The sequence below is a fragment of the Devosia sp. J20-27 genome, assembly GCF_055808595.1.
Genome location: NZ_CM147875.1, coordinates 793,135 through 809,427 on the forward strand (window position 1 = coordinate 793,135; position 16,293 = coordinate 809,427).

The 16,293-nt window shown below is 63.5% G+C and carries 16 protein-coding genes; 2 read left to right on the forward strand and 14 right to left on the reverse strand.

The window, feature by feature from the left end; genetic code table 11:
- Window positions 1-12: 12 nt before the first annotated feature.
- The 10 genes from AC0L4C_RS03850 to AC0L4C_RS03895 form a co-directional block, all read right to left on the reverse strand.
- Entirely contained in the window at window positions 13-165 is a 153-nt protein-coding gene (locus tag AC0L4C_RS03850) for a hypothetical protein (RefSeq protein ID WP_473402207.1), read from the reverse strand.
- 75 nt (window positions 166-240) lie between these two features.
- Window positions 241-588 carry a hypothetical protein gene (locus tag AC0L4C_RS03855; protein ID WP_473402208.1) on the reverse strand — a complete coding sequence of 116 codons (348 nt, stop codon included), beginning with the start codon at window positions 586-588 and terminating at the stop codon, window positions 241-243.
- Complete coding sequence (locus tag AC0L4C_RS03860) at window positions 585-1,586, reverse strand: Gfo/Idh/MocA family protein (protein ID WP_473402209.1); 1,002 nt, start codon at window positions 1,584-1,586, stop codon at window positions 585-587. The genes AC0L4C_RS03855 and AC0L4C_RS03860 overlap by 4 nt, the downstream gene beginning before the upstream one ends.
- Window positions 1,587-1,600: 14 nt before the next feature.
- The gene (locus AC0L4C_RS03865) at window positions 1,601-2,380 is read right to left on the reverse strand and encodes an SDR family oxidoreductase (RefSeq protein ID WP_473402210.1); all 780 of its coding nucleotides are present in this window, start codon (window positions 2,378-2,380) and stop codon (window positions 1,601-1,603) included.
- On the reverse strand, window positions 2,377-3,555 hold the full coding sequence (locus AC0L4C_RS03870; RefSeq protein ID WP_473402211.1) for a hypothetical protein: 1,179 nt from the start codon (window positions 3,553-3,555) through the stop codon (window positions 2,377-2,379). The genes AC0L4C_RS03865 and AC0L4C_RS03870 overlap by 4 nt, the downstream gene beginning before the upstream one ends.
- Window positions 3,552-4,769, reverse strand: a complete 1,218-nt coding sequence (locus AC0L4C_RS03875) for an amidohydrolase/deacetylase family metallohydrolase (RefSeq protein ID WP_473402212.1) — start codon at window positions 4,767-4,769, stop codon at window positions 3,552-3,554. Before AC0L4C_RS03875 ends, AC0L4C_RS03870 begins: the two co-directional genes overlap by 4 nt.
- A 77-nt stretch (window positions 4,770-4,846) precedes the next feature.
- The gene (locus AC0L4C_RS03880; protein ID WP_473402213.1) at window positions 4,847-5,926 is read right to left on the reverse strand and encodes a Gfo/Idh/MocA family protein; all 1,080 of its coding nucleotides are present in this window, start codon (window positions 5,924-5,926) and stop codon (window positions 4,847-4,849) included.
- A gap of 66 nt (window positions 5,927-5,992) precedes the next feature.
- Window positions 5,993-7,153, reverse strand: coding sequence for an ABC transporter substrate-binding protein (locus tag AC0L4C_RS03885; RefSeq protein ID WP_473402214.1), 1,161 nt, complete (start codon window positions 7,151-7,153; stop codon window positions 5,993-5,995).
- Between the two features lie 71 nt (window positions 7,154-7,224).
- The gene (locus tag AC0L4C_RS03890; RefSeq protein WP_473402215.1) at window positions 7,225-8,073 is read right to left on the reverse strand and encodes an ABC transporter permease; all 849 of its coding nucleotides are present in this window, start codon (window positions 8,071-8,073) and stop codon (window positions 7,225-7,227) included.
- Between the two features lie 7 nt (window positions 8,074-8,080).
- On the reverse strand, window positions 8,081-8,899 hold the full coding sequence (locus AC0L4C_RS03895; protein WP_473402216.1) for an ABC transporter ATP-binding protein: 819 nt from the start codon (window positions 8,897-8,899) through the stop codon (window positions 8,081-8,083).
- A gap of 325 nt (window positions 8,900-9,224) precedes the next feature.
- On the opposite strand from AC0L4C_RS03895, the gene AC0L4C_RS03900 reads away from it, so the two are divergent.
- The gene (locus tag AC0L4C_RS03900) at window positions 9,225-10,151 is read left to right on the forward strand and encodes a MurR/RpiR family transcriptional regulator (RefSeq protein ID WP_473402217.1); all 927 of its coding nucleotides are present in this window, start codon (window positions 9,225-9,227) and stop codon (window positions 10,149-10,151) included.
- 71 nt (window positions 10,152-10,222) lie between these two features.
- Window positions 10,223-11,149 carry an N-acetylmuramic acid 6-phosphate etherase gene (murQ, locus tag AC0L4C_RS03905; protein ID WP_473402218.1) on the forward strand — a complete coding sequence of 309 codons (927 nt, stop codon included), beginning with the start codon at window positions 10,223-10,225 and terminating at the stop codon, window positions 11,147-11,149.
- Between the two features lie 3 nt (window positions 11,150-11,152).
- On the opposite strand, the gene AC0L4C_RS03910 is transcribed toward murQ, so the two are convergent.
- The 4 genes from AC0L4C_RS03910 to AC0L4C_RS03925 form a co-directional block, all read right to left on the reverse strand.
- Window positions 11,153-13,045: an ABC transporter permease gene (locus tag AC0L4C_RS03910; RefSeq protein ID WP_473402220.1), complete on the reverse strand. Its 1,893-nt coding sequence runs from the start codon at window positions 13,043-13,045 to the stop codon at window positions 11,153-11,155.
- A gap of 11 nt (window positions 13,046-13,056) precedes the next feature.
- Window positions 13,057-14,427, reverse strand: a complete 1,371-nt coding sequence (gene ngcE / locus AC0L4C_RS03915) for an N-acetylglucosamine/diacetylchitobiose ABC transporter substrate-binding protein (RefSeq protein ID WP_473402221.1) — start codon at window positions 14,425-14,427, stop codon at window positions 13,057-13,059.
- A 67-nt stretch (window positions 14,428-14,494) separates the two neighbouring features.
- Window positions 14,495-15,244 carry a sugar isomerase domain-containing protein gene (locus tag AC0L4C_RS03920; protein WP_473402222.1) on the reverse strand — a complete coding sequence of 250 codons (750 nt, stop codon included), beginning with the start codon at window positions 15,242-15,244 and terminating at the stop codon, window positions 14,495-14,497.
- Between the two features lie 21 nt (window positions 15,245-15,265).
- On the reverse strand, window positions 15,266-16,195 hold the full coding sequence (locus tag AC0L4C_RS03925; protein ID WP_473402223.1) for a MurR/RpiR family transcriptional regulator: 930 nt from the start codon (window positions 16,193-16,195) through the stop codon (window positions 15,266-15,268).
- Window positions 16,196-16,293 lie beyond the last annotated feature (98 nt).

Consider the following 16,293-nt stretch of genomic DNA (forward strand, 5'->3'; position numbering starts at 1 on the left):
ACGGGCGCAATGTCATCGACCGGCTGTGCCGAGATCGAAGATCATGTCCGTGGGCCGCCAAGACTGACTGAAGCACTCGCCGACAGCAAGCCGCCAGCGCTCCTCCGCTTCCCTGATCGTCGCGCTCGCCTCGGGCGCTTCACCTGGCAGGGCACGTTTGATCATGATCAGGACGTCGTTGAACCGGTAGATATCGGTTCCGTTACGGTCTCGGACTGTGTGTTCATAGCCCCTTTCGTTTCAGGCGCCGAACCACCCCTCCCTGAGGTAGCGCATGTACTCGAAGATCATGCCGTGCTTGCGCACGAACGCAACCTCGAGGAAATCGCCGACGATGAATGGCGGGATCAGTACCTCGACTCCATCGGCCTCCAGATGCGGCATGAGGTCCTTGACCCGGTAGGCGACGTGCGGGTTGTCGCGGACGGCGTCGGGCACCGTGCTGTCCTCGCGATAGCGCAGGAACTCGATGTGCTCGGGGTGATTGCGGGGATTTGTGACCCATATCCTGCTAGCCTCGACCCAGTCTTCCTGCGGTTGCGGCTGGGTTGTGGTGAGGCCGATATGGTCGAAGACGAAGTCGCTCATGGGATCCGCACCACTTCGCCGGTGCGCGCCGACTCTTCTGCCGCCAATGTCGCCTCAAGAGCGGCCGTGGCGTCTTCCGGTGTACCGATGGTCACGTCGCCACCGCTCAGCGCCGTGGCGGCGAAGTAGACGAACTCGTCGCGCAATGCGCCGCCCCGCGTGCCGTTGAACATGGGCCAGTAGGTCGTGTCGGGAGAATGCAGCTTGTTGCCATCGACCACTGCCAGGTTCGGGAACGTGTCCTGGACGTGGATGATACCCTCGGTGCCGATGATGGACATGCGCTCGTCGATGTCGAACGGCGTCTTGTCGGGCATGCACCAGACCGTCTCCAGCGTCGCCGTCGCGCCGCCCGCGAACCGGTACATGGTCTGGCCGATATCGGGATGTTTCAGGCCGCGCAGGTCAACCGTCTGGGCGTAGGTCGAGGCGATCCTGTCGCCGCTGAACCACAGCATGATGTCGGTGTCATGGATGGCATCGCCGACGATCGGCCCGATCTTGTCGAGGATGGACGGCGTCCACGCTGCCGGAATGTTACGCCGCGACGACATGGCCAGGATCTTGCCGATCCGGCCTTCATCGATCGCCTGCTTGGCCATGCGATAGCGCGGGTTGAAGCGAACCACGTGCCCGATGAACAGGATGCCCTTGGCGCCCTTGGAGGCGGAGGTGATCTTGCGCGCGTCGTCGACGGTCGAAGCGATGGGCTTTTCCAGGAAGACGTGCTTGCCGGCCTGCAGCGCCGCGATAGCCGGCTCGGTGTGCTGATCCCACATCGTGCAGATCGAGACCGCGTCGATGTCGGGGTCGGCGAGCATGTCGTGATAGTCGCGATAGAGCTTCTTCACCCCGAATTTCTCGCCCATCGCCTGCAGCCGGTCCGGCGTACGGGTACAGAGTGCGGCGAGCTCGAGATTGGCGACGCCGGCGATGGTTTCGGCATGGATTTCGCCGAACCACCCCAGGCCGATAATACCGATACGCAGCTTGTCCATGTCAGTTCTCCCCCTCAGAAGTCTTCCACCGTGAGTTCGCGGGCCATCACGATATTGCCCGATGTCAGCCCGCAATCGACGGGGATGGCGGCGCCGGTGACAGCGCTCGCCAGATCGGAAGCAAGGAAGGCGATGACGCGCGCCACTTCGTCCGGTTCGACGATGCGGCCGAGCGGATACCAGCGCTCGAGCGTCTTGAGCACATCCGGATCCTTGGCGAGGCGTTCGGTCCAGATGGGGGTGCGCACGGTACCCGGCAGCACGATATTGGCGCGGATACCGTAGCGGCCATATTCCTGCGCGATCGAGCGCGTCATCGAGATCATGCCGGCCTTGGCGGCGCTGTAGGCCGGATCTCCCAGCGCCGACAGACCATTGACCGAACCGACATTGACGATATTTCCGGCACGTCGCTCGACCATCTGCGGCAGCACGGCATGCGCACAGGCCCACGCGCCATTGAGATTGGCGTCCATGTCGGCCCGCCATGCGGTCGGGTCGGTCGCGGCCAGCGTTGGGTAGCGCGACACACCGGCATTGTTGATGAGGATATGGACCTCGCCGAGGCCGGCGAAGGCCCGCGCCACCGCGTCGCCATCGGCTATATCCGCTACTGCGGCCTTTGCCGTGATGCCTTGCTTGCCGAGCGTCGCCGGCAGCGCCAGGACCGCCTCGCTGCGGTCGAGCGCAGCGATCGTCGCGCCCTCCTCGCCAAAGAACTTGCACAGCCATTGGCCGATGCCACCGGCAGCGCCGGTGATGGCGATGGTCTTGCCCGAAAATGCCTTGCTCATGCGACCCTCTTAAGTGCGGCGGCGATCCAGTTCAGATTGGCCTGCCGCAGGTGGCCATAATTGTAGAAGGCCAGTTCGTCTACGCCGCCGGCGTGCAATGCCTCGACGGCCGCGATGAAGTCGCCCTCCGTCGCGAGGTCCGGGAATGACGGCCTGAGGATGCCGCGCAGTGTCACATCGGATCCGATGCGACGACGGATGTCGAAGAGGTCTGCCTTGATGCGGATGGGCGACGGTTCGTAGAAGCAGGCCTCGATGATTCCGGTGGCTTTGCCCAACGCGCTGAGGTCACTGCCCTCGTACCAGGCGCCGCCAGTTGGCCGCGCCACCGACGGGACCACGGAGACCTTGGCATCGGCGCGGACATCGGCCCGGATTTCCGCGACCAGCGATGTCACCACGCCGTTGCGGAAATCGAGATAGCGCCGCAGATCACCATCGGCGACGATATCGGCGCGCCAGAACGCCTCGGCCATGTCCGGGGGAAAGTCGATGTCGCTGTCGAGATAGGCGCCGATATCCCTGGCGACCTGTGACTTCAGCCGGCGGGCGTCGATCCCCTGCGCTTCGGCCCGCGCCACGCAATGGTCGCAGAAGCAGAGCCCGAGCAGGTTCTCAAGCCACGGGTTGCTGCGCAGCAGCGCAAACTCGTGATGATAGCCATGCGCGTAAGGCGTGAAGCCGGGCGCCTCCATGGAGATGCCGGCAACCGGATAGCTCTCGGTCACGTCCTTGGCGAGGCCCCTGGCATAGGCGCGGGCCTCCGGCGCCGATGGACAGAGGTTATAGACATAAGGATCGCCGAAAGCGTTGCGCACGACATTGTCGGGATGGCGCATGCCCTGGGCGCTGTTGTGCAGCAGCACCAGCCAGACATTGACCGCCATGCGCCCGTCGTCGACGAGCTCGCGGAGCACGTCCTGCCCGGCGAGCAGGCTGTTGGGCAGCGGCTTGATGGCGCCGTAGCGCATGGCATCAGTCTGGAAATAGGTCGTGCCGTCTTCGGGGAAGTAGACCTTGCCGGATTTGCCGTGCGGCCGCAGGAACTTGCCGGCATGATAACTGCCGGCAATGGTCACGGTGTCGAGGCCGAGGGCCTGGAACTCGTCGATGGCAGCACCGACGCCGGTTTCTGCAAGGTCCCAGGCGTAGCTGTAGATTGCCTTGTAGCTCATGACGCCATCCCGGAGGGTCCATGGCCATGCACGAGGAAGGCCTCTTCGAACGGCCGGCGACTGACTTCCATCTCGCCCCCTCCGAGATACACGGCCACGGGCTGGATCAGCGTGGACCCCTGCCGTCTGGTGCCAACCACATCCTCGAATACGTAGTTGCTGTCGAACTGCTTGAGCACGGTGATGTCCGCTGCTGCCCCGACACCCAGATGACCCAGTTCGGGGCGTCGGATGGCGAGGGCAGGCCGGCTCGTCGACATGTCGATCACCTCGGCCAGCGTCAGGCCGCAGTTGAGCAGCTTGCTCATGGTGTGCAGCAGGTCGTAGCCCGGCCCTTCGACCGCGACCACGTGCACATCCGAGGAGATGAGGTCGGGCTTGAAGCCGTCGCGCAATGCGGCCTCGGCCGTGTCATAGCCGAAGGCGCCCATGCCGTGAGCTATGTCGAACAGCACGCCGCGCTCACGCGCCTTCCACACAGCGTCGAGCACCTTGCCGTCCTCGCCGATCGCCGAGTTGGGGTCGGGACGGTAGCAATGGGTGAGAATGTCGCCGGGGCGGAGCATGTCCACCACCGCCGAGTAGCTCGGCGGTGGCGTGCCGATATGGGTCATCAGTGGCAGCCCGACCGCCTCGGCGGCCTCCAGCGCCAGTTCGAGTGCACCCAGCCCGAAGTCGCCGGTGACGATGCCGCCGATGCGCACCTTCACGCCGATGATGCGGTCACGGTTCTGCTCGATCTTTTCCACGCAGCGGTGCACCGGCAGCATGGAGCGCAGCGTCGCCTCACCGATCGACACATCCTTGTCAAAGCCGAAGATGCCGGGGAATGAAATGTTGAGGAAAGCGAAGATCCGGTAGGGCGACTGGGCCATGACATAGTCACGGAAGCCGTCATAGTTGCCGGCGCCTGAGCTACCGGCATCGACCAGCGTGGTGCAGGCGGAGCGCCGGGCGATCAGGCCCGGGTCGACGCTGAGCGATGTCGCCTTGTGGTAGACGTGGGTGTGGATGTCGATCAGGCCCGGGGCCACGACACAGCCTGCCACGTCGCGCACCTTGCTGGTACCGGCATCGATGCTGGTGGAGATGGCGGCAATGCGGCCGCCCTTGATGGCCACATCCATCGTGCCGTCAACACCGTTGCGCGGGTCAATGACGCGACCGCCCTTGAGCACGAGGTCGTAGTTCGATCTTTGTTCAGACACTGACACGTGGTGCCTCCGGGGTGCGCAATACCCTGCAACGGGGCCGCCCGGCTCCGTTGCAGCGACTCTGCGGCGTTGTTCGGTCAGGCCAGTTCGACGACCCGTTTCTCGTTGATGCTCTGCTCGGCGGCCAGCACGATGCGCAGGCTGTTGACTGCCGCATCCATGGAGTCCGAGAGGTCGATGTCCTCGTTGATCGCCTGGAGGAAGACGGCCTGTTCCCGGTCGCAGAGTTCCTGGTGATCGGGTTCGTCGGTCATGGTGAAGATCTCGTCCTTGTGGACGAAGCTCTTGTCACCTGGCGCCACTTCGGCGTGATGGTACTGGATGGCATCGGTCTTGGTGTGCTGGTCGATGTCCGACGAGTCCGAGACGCCATCCTTGTGCGCCTTGGGATTGGGGACGATCGAAACGGCGCCCTTGGGGCCGACCACATCCTTCACGAAATAGGCGACCTCGCTCATCATCGGACCCCAGCCGGCTTCGTACCAGCCGACCGAGCCATCATCGAACTCGACATGCAGGTGGCCGTAGTTCTGCTTGTCGGCCTCGGCCCAGAGCTTGGCGCCGATGCCGTGCACGCGCACCGGCTTGGCGCCCGTCATCTGGCACATCACGTCGACATAGTGCACGCCGCAGTCGACGATGGGGATCAGGGAGTCGATCAGGTTCTTGTGCCAGTCATAGGTCGGGCCGCCCGACTGCTGATTGAGGTTGAGGCGCATCACCAGCGGCTTGCCCAGTGTCTGTGCCAGTTCGGTAAATTTCATCCAGCTCGGATGCACGCGCAGGATGTAGCCCAGCACCAGCTTGCGGTTGGTGGCCCGTGCTGTCGCCACGACCTTCTCGGCATCTTCGACAGTGATCGCAATCGGCTTTTCCATGAAGACGTGGGCGCCGGCGTTCATGGCCTTGATGGCGTACTCGGCGTGCGTGTTCGGCCAGGAGTTGATCGACACCGCATCGGGTTTGGTCGCCGCCAGCGCCGTATCGAAGTCCTCAAACAGCGGATAGCCCTTGAGTTCGTCCGGCAGCGGTTTTGACGTGATCGTGCGGCTCATGATGCCCACGATTTCGAAGCCCGGGTTGCGATGATAGGCGCTCGCATGGGACTTGCCCATGTTTCCAAGCCCCACCACCAAGACACGCACCTTGTCGGCCATCCGGCCCTCCCATGCAATTGAGCAAGAACCGTGGGCGGCGCAGGGCCGCCCACGTCGTCATTCAGTTCACGCGATGGCCTGGTCGAACAGATGGGCCTTCACGGCCTCGATATCGACCGCGGCCAGGTCGGCCGGCAGTTCATAAGCGAGCGCGTCGGCCTTGACCTTTTCGTGGTCAAAGTCGTTGGCGGCCGCGATGCAGTCATTGGTGACCACGTCCTCTGCCTTGATCGGGTTGCTGATCTGGCCGAGCTCGTGGACCTTGTCGAAGAAGGTCTGCCAGGCAGCCATGTCGTGATCGCCCCAGCCCTTGCGCTTGGACATGTCGCCGCGCACGACGTTGAGGTTCTGCAGCATCGACATGGCGCCCTGCTCGGGGCCGTTGGCCTGGGCCACCGAGGGGAACTGTTCGAACACGGCATGCACCGCAGCCATGGGGTTGTGATAGGACGCCTCGAGACCCATCGACCAGGCGCGCAGGTAGTTGTCGAGGAAGGCCTTCTTGTCGGGATCCTCAAGATCGGCGGCACGCACCACGTAGGTGTTGGCGAACAACGGCGAGCGCTGCACGCCGAGCCAGTACTCGAAATCGAGACCGGTGGAGATCCACTCGGCACGCAGGCCTTCCCAGGCGAGGGCGGCGTCGCCCTGCCCGGCAGCGAGCGCCGTGCCCCAGGTCGGCCAACCGGCCTCGACGTACTTGATCTTGCTGATGTCGACGCCGTGCACAGCCAGCATCGGATCAACGATCGACTGCCACGCGGCGGAGCCGAGGAGGATGGTCTTGCCTTCGAGCGCCTTGAGGTCGTTGTTGCCTTCGCCCTTGCGGAAGGCAAGGCTGAAGGTATCCAGCGCGCCCCAGTGGAAGGCGGACTTCAGTTTCATGCCGTTCTCGAGCGCGAACGAGAAGATGCCGGGCGACGGGAAGCCCATGTCGGCCTGGCCGACATCGACGAATTTCACCGTCGCCGTGCCATCGGACGGGCCAGGCTGCATGTCCACCTGCACGCCGAGGTCGTCGAAATAGCCCAGCTTCTTGCCCATCCAGAAGCCGAAATCGTCGAGCACCTCGAGCGTGCCACGCGGCGAAAGCCAGGTGAACTTCGAATAGGGCGAAGCATGGGCACTGCCGATGCCGCCCAGGGCCGTGGCAGTCACCACGCCGGCTGCGGAAACCTGAAGGAAAGTGCGGCGGCTGAGGCCACCGGAAGTCAAGAAGCTGGTCATATTCTACCCCTGTATGACGGTTTGTTTTGGTAGTCTTTCGGGCCGTCGCCTCCCTTGACGACGGTGCAGTCTCAGGCCTCCCAACTGGCGAACTTCTTTCCCAGAAGGAAGAAGAGCACGTAGATGAGGATGCCCAGAATTGAGAGGATCAGCACCACAGCAAAGAACTGCGGCATCTGGATCATGGAGGAATAGGAGGTGAGCCGGTTGCCCAGCCCGAAGCCGCCGCCGACCATTTCGGCGCCAACTGCCGTGAGCAGGCCGAAGATCGATCCGACCATCAGCCCCACGAAGATCATTGGCAGCGCCATCGGCGCGCGAACCTTCCAGAAAATCTGCAGGGTGGAGGCACCGTAGGAGCGGGCCAGCGCGATCTTGCCGCTGTCGACGCGGCGGAAACCGGTGGCGGCATTGATCATCACCATCGGCCCCGAGGCGAGCGCCACGGCAATGATGCGCGGCTCGTAGCCGAAGCCGAAGCGCAGGATCAGCAGCGGCACCAGCGCCAGCATCGGCGTCGTCACCAGCAGCAGGATGTAGGGCGTGATGATCTTTTCGGCGAAGGGAAACTGGGTGATCACCGCCGCGAGGATCAGGCCGACGACAGCGCCGATGCCGAAGCCGGCAAACAGCTCGATCAGGGTATGACCAAGATGCGGCGCAATGAGCGGGAAGTCGGTGACCAGCGCCACGGCGATCTCGCTGGGCTTTGGCAGGACGTATTGCGGCACCGCAAACAGGTTCAGCAGCAGCTCGGTGCCGCCGACGATGAACACGGCAACCAGCACGATGGCCAGCGCTTCGCCCAGCGAGCGGATACCGGGGCCGGCGGCGAGCGCCGACATGCCGCCAGAAATGCCGACTTCACCGCTGGTTGCGCCTTTGCGTTTGAACTCGGGAATGGCGTCAGTCTCGCTCATGTCGTCCTCAAAGTGCGGGCTGGGCCACAGGGGCGTCGGAGGGTCGGGCGTAGCGGCTCTTCTGCTCGCCGACGATCTCCATCTTGATGATGTTGGTGAGGTCAAAGACCTCTCTCGTCGCCATGATCTCCAGCGAACGCGGCCGCGGGAACGGCACCTCGTGGATGCTGGCGACACGGCCCGGGCGCGGGCTCATCACCACGATACGGTCCGAAAGGAATATGGCTTCCTCGATCGAATGGGTGATGAGCACAATCGTGGTCGGCGCCGCCATCCAGATCTCTTCGACCAGCTGATTCATCTCTTCGCGGGTGAAGGCGTCGAGCGCACCGAATGGCTCATCCATCAGCAGCACGGAAGGCTTGAACGAGAGTGCGCGCACCAGCGCGGCGCGCTGCTGCATGCCGCCCGAGAGTTCGCGCGGGAAGCGGCCGCCGAAACCGCCCAGGCCGACACGACCCAACAGATCGTTGATCCAGGTGCGATCAGGTTTGGTGCCCTTGATCTCGAAAGGAAAATTGATGTTGGCATCGAGGTTGCGCCACGGGAGCAGGTTGGCGTCCTGGAAGACCATGCCGATCTCGGGACTGGGCCCGTCGATCGCCACACCATCGAGGAGCACTTCGCCGGCGCTGAGTTTGTGAAGCCCTGACATCGACCAGAGCAACGTCGTCTTGCCACAGCCGGAGGGGCCGACAATCGAGACGATTTCTCCGGCCCGCACGTCCAGCGAACAGCGGTCGATGGCGAGCAACTCGCCCGAGCGGGTGCTGTACGCCTTGGTCGCGTCGTTCACTCTCAGTTTTGGCTGATCTGCGGCAGTCATTGTCCCTCGCGACCCGGTGCCCGCCAGTGTCCCCGCGGCTGCTCCCCTCAGAGCGGCCGCCACCGGCCCGCCTAGTGTGTAACTAACCTACATTTTGAGTCAAGCGACCAAACGCTTCAGTGCGCGCCTACCTTACGAACGCCAGAATTGCTGACCTATTTTGCCCTTGCGGGTCTTGTAACTTTCCTACACGATCCGGAGGAATAACTTGCTTTTGCTGATGTCAGTCAGGCTGCCAAGAGAACAAGCCGTGTCAGAAAGCAGTGAAATTGCAGCGAGCGGTGTTATAGGAAGCACCGACAGCAACCTGCGGAAAGGCGCCGTAATGCGCACGCACGTATCCGCCGATCAGGGTGGCGACAGCTACTCAAAGCAGATTCCCGATATCCTCTCGATCATCAAGGATTCCTACGGCGAACTCCGACCGGCAGAACGCCGGGTCGCCGATGTCGTTCTGGCCGATGTCACATTTGCGGTGGACGCCTCGAACGCGGAGATCGCCCGCCGGGCCAATGCCAGCGAGCCCACCGTGACCCGGTTCTGCCGCGCCATCGGCTGCGATGGCGTCCGGGATTTCAAGCTGAAGCTGGCGCAGAGCGTCGTTGTCGGCCGCCTCTATCTCGCCCCTGGCGAACCCGTCCCGCAGACCACGGATGGATCGCCGCTCTGGAGCACGGTGTTCGGGGAGGCACGCAATGCCATCTCCGCCGTCGAGCGGAGCGTCGACCCGGGTGATATCCTCAAGGCCGCCGACCTGATCGCCAGCGCGCATCAGGTCCTGGTCTTCGGGTTGGGTGGCAGTTCGACGGCGCTGGCACAGGAAACCCAGAATCGTCTGTTCCGCTATGGCGTGGTCGCCATCGCGCATTCGGACCCCTATGTCCTCAAGATGACGGCCGCGGCGCTCAAGCCCAACGATGTGGTCATCGCCATTTCCGGCACCGGCCGTACGCGCGAAGTGATCGAGGTGGTGGAACTGGCCAAGCATTATCGGGCCAAGACCATCGGCATCACTGCGCCGGACTCCGAACTCTCTGCCGTCTGCGACGTCAAGCTCACCGTGGATATTCCGGAATATCCGGACCCGCTGAAGCCGACGGCGTCGCGCTACGCCTTCCTGCTGATCATCGACCTGCTGTCGACGGCCGTGGGATATCGCCTCGATCCCTCGGCTCGCGAGACGCTGCGGCGGATCAAGTACACCGTGCTCAACCACCGCAAGGGCAAGGTTCTCGAGCCGCTGGGCGACTGAGGACCGCAGGCGGCGTGACCGTCGGACCGCCTGCCCCGCGGTAATTGATCATCACTATCCAGGAATCCGTCATGTCCGGCAGCGAAACATTGCATCGCCAGCTCCAGTCACTCGTCTCCGAAAGCCGCAATCCGCGAACCACCGACATCGATCTGATGTCCAGCCTCGAGATCGTTTCCGCCATAAACGCCGAGGACCACGGGGTGGCGGAAGCGGTGGGGCGCACGCTGCCACAGGTTGCGCAGGCCGTGGACGCCATCGTCGCGGCGTTCAATGCCGGCGGCCGACTGGTCTATATCGGCGCCGGCACCAGTGGCCGTCTCGGAGTGCTGGACGCGTCCGAGTGCCCGCCGACCTTCGGGGTGTCCCCGACCATGGTTGTCGGCCTCATCGCCGGCGGGCTCAGCGCTCTGGTCAACGCCTCGGAAGGCGCCGAGGACCGCACCGCGGCAGGCGCGGCAGACCTTGCCGGCATCGGGCTCGAGCCGCGCGACGTCGTCGTCGGCATCGCGGTCAGCGGCCGCACACCCTATGTGATCGGCGCACTGGACTATGCCAGGTCGCTGGGCTGCACTGCCGTTGCGCTGACCTGCAACCCCGACTCTCCCGTCGCCACGATGGCCGACATCTCCATTGCACCGGTCGTCGGCCCGGAGGTGATCACCGGATCGACCCGTCTGAAATCGGGCACGGCGCAAAAGCTGGTGCTCAACATGCTGTCGACCGCCAGCATGGTGCGGATCGGGAAGACCTATGGCAACCTGATGGTCGACATGATCGCCAGCAATGGCAAGCTGGTGGCGCGGGCCGCCCGCATCGTCAGCGAGGCGACGGGCAGCACGCTCGACGAGGCCGAGGTGGCATTGGCGCGTGCTAGCAACGACAGCAAGCTCGCGATTCTGATGCTCCTCAGTGGCGAGGCCGCCGACGCGGCGCGCCAGAGTCTCGCCAAAGCCGGCGGCGTGCTGCGCCGCGCCCTCTCGGGCACGGCACAGTAATCGCTACTTCAATAGGCCGGGCGACACAGAGCCCTGCAGCTGGCGCTGGAAGATGATGTAAGTGACCAGCACCGGCAGCACCGTGATCACCACGGCGGCGAACAGCGCGCCGAAATTGACCGCGTAGCCCGCCTGCGAGGCGAAGGACGCCATGCCCTGGCTCAGCACGTAGTTGGCGGTGTTGGTATTGAGCGCGATCGGCAACAGGAACTGGTTCCAGAGGCCGAGGAAGTTGAAGATCGCCACCGATGCGATGCCCGGCTTGGCCATGGGCAGCATGATCGTGAAGAAGATGCGCCACGGACCGGCCCCATCGAGCATGGCCGCCTCGGCGACTTCCTGCGGCAAGGTCCGGAAGAAGGCGTAGAGGAAGAAGACCGTGAACGGCAGTGCAAAGGCGACATAAGTGAGGATGAGGCCCGGGAAGGTGTTGAGCAGCCCGAACCCCCTCAATGTCTGGAACAGCGGCACCACGGCGAGAAACACCGGGAAGGTCAGGCCTGCCAGCATGAGGTAGTAGATGATCTTGCTGCCCTTGAACTCGTAGCGCGCCAGATAGTACGCGCACATCGAGCCGAGCAGCATGACGATGACCAGTGCGCCGCCGACGACGATGATCGTATTGACGAAATAGGTGCCGATGCTCGCCGTGGTCCAGGCCGAGATGTAGTTGTCGAAGTTGAAGCTCGTCGGCAGCGAGAACGGTGACCCGAAGATCTGCGAGGTGGTCTTGAACGAACTCATCAGCACCCAGAGGAGCGGTGCGCAGATGACGATCACCCAGGCAATCAGCGCCACGTGCGAAATGCCGGCGACGGTCTTGTCGGTCCAGAACGGCTTGCGGGGCGCCGCCCGTTCGCTCCGGCTGGCTGGCGCTTTGGGTGTGCTTGCTGGGGTGACGGCGCGGGCGGCCGGTGCTGCAGTGGTGCCGGTGGTCGTCCATTTTGCCGGGCGGCCGGTCCACCAGAAGACCAGGAAGACGATGGCGGCGAAGGCCAGGGTGATGATCGCAAGCGTCGCGCCCATCGACGTCGCATAGCCAAACTTGCCCTTCTTGAAGGCCGTGTTCAGCAGATGCTGGGAGATAACCACGGTGGAGTTCGCCGGGCCGCCGGAGGGGTTGAGCGCCTGCATGTAGACGAAGGCATCGAGTGCCAGAATGCCGAGATAGATATAGGCGGTCCGGATGGTGTCCCGGATCATCGGCACGGTGATGCTGATCGCCGTGCGGAAGCGCCCCGCGCCATCGACACGCGCCGCCTCGTAGACGTCGGCAGGCACGCCTTTGATCGCCGCGATGAACAGCACCATGTAGAAGCCGACCATCGACCAGGCGATGACAAAGATCGAGGCGCCCATGGCCGTGCGCTCGTCACCCAGCCAGGCGAAGGATTTGAAGAATTCGAACCCCATTGCTGTCAGGATGCCGTTCAGCAGGCCGCTGGACGGATCATACATCTGCGCCCAGAGGATACCGATGACGATGGCGGGGACGGTGTAGGGGAAAAACGAGATGACGCGGTAGATGCCGGAGTGCTTGAGGCCCCGTACCTCGCCCTTGGTCACGCCGCCAACGGTCACCAGGGTGGCGAGCGTCAGCGAGAGAATGATGACAAGCGGCGGCAGGACCAGCACCAGGAAGATGCTGTTGTAGACGGCCTTGGTGAAGACCGGGTCGCTGAGCAAGGCGACGTAGTTGGCCAAGCCAACGAAATTCATGTTCTTGGAGAACCCCGACCAGTCGGTCAGGGAATAATAGAAGGCCTGCACGAATGGCGAGATCACGAAGACCACGTAGATCGCCAGAGGAATGCCGAGGAACACCAGCATGAAGCCGGTGTTCTCCAGGCTCGGTAATTTCCACCGGCGGTTCGCTGTGACCGGTGACCTCGCCATCGTGCCGTCCATTACTTCACTTCGACTTTCGTGACCGAAGCGTCGTTGTAGACTGCGTCCGTGATCTGCTGCAGGGCAGCAGTGAAGGCCGCCACGTCCAGCTTGCCATCGAGGAAGCTGTTCCAGGCGACGAGTTCATCCTGGTTCGTGCCGTAGAGGTCGAACGAGTTCCAGGTGAAGACGTCGTTGCCGGCTTCAGCCAGCAGCTTGCTCTGCGAGACAAGGGCGGTCGAACCGAAACCATCGGCCGGCACGGTGTCCTTGACGATCGTCGGGGCGAGCTTGCTCTTGGCAAAGTTCGTCGCGGCTTCCTTCGAGAGCATGGTGCGGAGCAGTTCCTTGCCACCGGCGAGGTTGAGCGCGCCGAGCGGGATGATGAAGGGTTCGCCCGCAGTGGCATGCAGTGCCGACTTGGGCAGAGCGCCATTGTCGGAGACGGAGAGTTCCGCCATGCCGGTCATGCGGAAACCTTCCTTGGTCGCCGGCTTCATCTCGTTCTCGATCCAGGAACCCGACGGATAGAGCAGGAAGGACTGGTCGTTCGACCACTGCGCCTGCGCAGCGGTGAACTGGGTACCAGCGCCGCCCGGCTTCATCATGCCGCCCTGGATGATCTCGTAGAGCGAGTTGAACACCGACTGGAAGGCCGGATGCGACCAGAAGCCCGGCGTGAAGTTCTCGACAGCGAGACGCACCTCGTCGCCGCCTTCCTTGATCGCCGAAGCGACTGCGGTCGTGCGGTAGTAGGTGGCGGCTTCCTTGCCCCAACCGAAGAGGTAGAGGCCCTTTTCCTTGGCGGCCTTGCCCAGTTCGATGGCTTCGGCCCAGGTGGTCGGCGGAGTCCAGCCATTGTCTTCGAACAGCTGGGCCGAGTACCAGATGCCGTAGACCGTCATCACGTAGTTGAGCGCGATGAACTTGTCGCCAAAGGTACCGGGCTTTTCGACGCCACCCACGAGAGTGTCGCGGATCGTGACGCCCTCAAGGCTGGGCGCGTCGAGCACCGAGTTCATGTCCTCGAGCTGGTCGATGATGGCGCTGAAGCCGATGGCCTGGGCACCGGAGTTGTCGATCAGATCCGGCGGGTTGCCACCGAGGAACCGCGGCTGCAGCTCCTGGGCGATCTGGGTCGACGGCGACACCTTGACCGTGACACTGGGGTGGTTCGCCTGCATCAGGTTCGCGGCGAACTCGACATAGTCGATGCCGTAGCCGCCGTTGAAGATCACGGCGTCAACGGTAGACCCCTCGGCCAGGCCGAACGGGTTGGCTGCGTCCTGCGCGAGAGCGCTGGTCGAGCCGAGCAGGCCACTGAATGGCGCAACCGCTGCCAAGGCGGTGGTGCCACGCAGGAACGTGCGGCGATCAAAAGACTTCTTCATGTCAGTCCCTTCCCTTGTAGATATTTGAAACTCATACAACCTCACGCCGGCCGGATCTGCAAGGCGCTTACGCTTCCCTGCGAATCCGGTCGCCGTAGAGATCTTCGAGAGCACGGTTGTGCTCATCCCCCTCCGGAATGTTGGCCGAAATATAGACCGGGGGTGTTTTCCCGCGCAGGCGGATCGTCTCGGCGACGCCGATGGTGATGCGCTGCGCAATAAAGGCGGCAGTGATCGAGGACACCGCACCGATACCGATGCCGCCCTCCAGTTTCATGGTGCTGTCGCCATATGGCGCCAGATTGTCGATGACGATATCGGCGACTTCGCTGAGACGCTTGCCGCTGGGGTGCTTGGGCTGAACCTTCATGGTGTGGTCGAGGCTGGTGACAGCGATCACCTTGTGGCCGCGCGACTTGGCGGCGAGCGCCACGCCGAGGATGGAGCCGTTGACGCCCGAGTTCGAGGCGATGATGAAGACGTCATTGGGCTGCACGTCGAACAGGGCCAGAAGGTTCTCGCCGATATTGGGGTCGCGCTCGAACTCGGCGCCGCCGAGTTCGGAGACTTTGCGGTCGCCGCGCAGCACCAGGGTGCGCAGCGCCATGCGGTTGGTCGCGATCAGGCCACCGGCCCGGCCGGCAATCTCCATGGCGAAGGCTTCGGAGTGACCGGTGCCGAACGCCTGCACCACACCATTGTTCTCCAGCGAGTTGGCGATCACCGAAATCGCCTCGTCGATGGCCGGATTGGGGCCGGCGAGACGCTCGAGGCGGGTCGAGACTTCTTTTAGGTATTGTGCATTCAGGTCAGTCATCGTTTCTCGGTCTTTCGGACTTCAGGCCGTCGCGGGACGGGTGTTGTGGTTGGCAAGGGCGGTGCCGCGGGCAGGGCGGCGGCGTGAGGCCACCGCAGCGCCGGAAGCGGCGAGCAGACGCGTGGTCCGTTCGAAATTGGCTTGCGCGATCAGCAGGTAGAGAAGATCGACGACGAACAGCTGACAGTGCCGCGCCGACAGGTCCGCCGGCTGCAGATAGCCATTCGGGGACGCCGCCGTCAGCACGTCGTCCGCCAGCTTGGCGAGCGGGGACTCCGGGTTGCCGGTGATCGCCACCGTGTACGCGCCGGTCGCCTTGGCGACGCTCAGCATGTGAATGGTTTCGTCGGTACGGCCGGTGTTTGAGATGCCGATCGCCACGCAGTTCTGGTCGAGAATGGCGGCGCTGGTCAGCCCGTTGTGCACTTCGGCCCAGGTATGGACATTGATGCCGATGCGGTAAAACCGGTGCTGCGTTTCGAGCGCCGTGAGCGAACTGCCGCCGACGCCGTAGACATCGACATGCCGGGCCTTGCCGATGGCATCGGCGACACGGACGGCGGCGTCGAGATCGAGCAGGCCGGCTGTCGTCTGCAGCGAAAGGGTGTGGGTATTGAGAAGCACCGTGCGGATCTGGTCGGGCGGATCGTCCGGGCCGAAGGAGCGGCCGATATCGGCGATCCAGGCAGCCTTGGAGCCGCCGCGGCCGACGTCCTCGGCAATGCCGACGCGCAGTTGTGCATAACCGGTATAGCCGATGGTGCGGCAGAAGCGGGTGACGCTGGCGGCGGAGGTGCCGGCGCGTTCGGCGAGATCGGTGATCGACAGGCTGAGTGGCGCCTTGGGATCGTCCATCAGCACAGCTGCGATTTTGGCCATCGTGGCTGGCATCTGGGACTGGTAAGTCTCGATGCGATCCAGCACACTGAAGGTCTTTGCGACAGCTGTCATATTTGTGCTACGCGCTCATGCCTGAAAATCACTCTCAAGACGGCCACCCGATGGATGAAAACAATTCTTATCCAGCAAGTCTGCATATGACAAGCGGT

What these genes read in the sequence shown, in the direction of transcription:
- ngcE (WP_473402221.1), bottom strand. Translation starts at nt 14,427, where the DNA reads ATGAAGAAGTCTTTTGATCGCCGCACGTTCCTGCGTGGCACCACCGCC.
- AC0L4C_RS03890 (WP_473402215.1), bottom strand. Translation starts at nt 8,073, where the DNA reads ATGAGCGAGACTGACGCCATTCCCGAGTTCAAACGCAAAGGCGCAACC.
- AC0L4C_RS03900 (WP_473402217.1), top strand. Translation starts at nt 9,225, where the DNA reads ATGCGCACGCACGTATCCGCCGATCAGGGTGGCGACAGCTACTCAAAG.
- AC0L4C_RS03850 (WP_473402207.1), bottom strand. Translation starts at nt 165, where the DNA reads ATGATCAAACGTGCCCTGCCAGGTGAAGCGCCCGAGGCGAGCGCGACG.
- AC0L4C_RS03920 (WP_473402222.1), bottom strand. Translation starts at nt 15,244, where the DNA reads ATGACTGACCTGAATGCACAATACCTAAAAGAAGTCTCGACCCGCCTC.
- AC0L4C_RS03865 (WP_473402210.1), bottom strand. Translation starts at nt 2,380, where the DNA reads ATGAGCAAGGCATTTTCGGGCAAGACCATCGCCATCACCGGCGCTGCC.
- AC0L4C_RS03895 (WP_473402216.1), bottom strand. Translation starts at nt 8,899, where the DNA reads ATGACTGCCGCAGATCAGCCAAAACTGAGAGTGAACGACGCGACCAAG.
- AC0L4C_RS03880 (WP_473402213.1), bottom strand. Translation starts at nt 5,926, where the DNA reads ATGGCCGACAAGGTGCGTGTCTTGGTGGTGGGGCTTGGAAACATGGGC.
- AC0L4C_RS03860 (WP_473402209.1), bottom strand. Translation starts at nt 1,586, where the DNA reads ATGGACAAGCTGCGTATCGGTATTATCGGCCTGGGGTGGTTCGGCGAA.
- AC0L4C_RS03870 (WP_473402211.1), bottom strand. Translation starts at nt 3,555, where the DNA reads ATGAGCTACAAGGCAATCTACAGCTACGCCTGGGACCTTGCAGAAACC.
- murQ (WP_473402218.1), top strand. Translation starts at nt 10,223, where the DNA reads ATGTCCGGCAGCGAAACATTGCATCGCCAGCTCCAGTCACTCGTCTCC.
- AC0L4C_RS03855 (WP_473402208.1), bottom strand. Translation starts at nt 588, where the DNA reads ATGAGCGACTTCGTCTTCGACCATATCGGCCTCACCACAACCCAGCCG.
- AC0L4C_RS03885 (WP_473402214.1), bottom strand. Translation starts at nt 7,153, where the DNA reads ATGACCAGCTTCTTGACTTCCGGTGGCCTCAGCCGCCGCACTTTCCTT.
- AC0L4C_RS03910 (WP_473402220.1), bottom strand. Translation starts at nt 13,045, where the DNA reads ATGGCGAGGTCACCGGTCACAGCGAACCGCCGGTGGAAATTACCGAGC.
- AC0L4C_RS03925 (WP_473402223.1), bottom strand. Translation starts at nt 16,195, where the DNA reads ATGACAGCTGTCGCAAAGACCTTCAGTGTGCTGGATCGCATCGAGACT.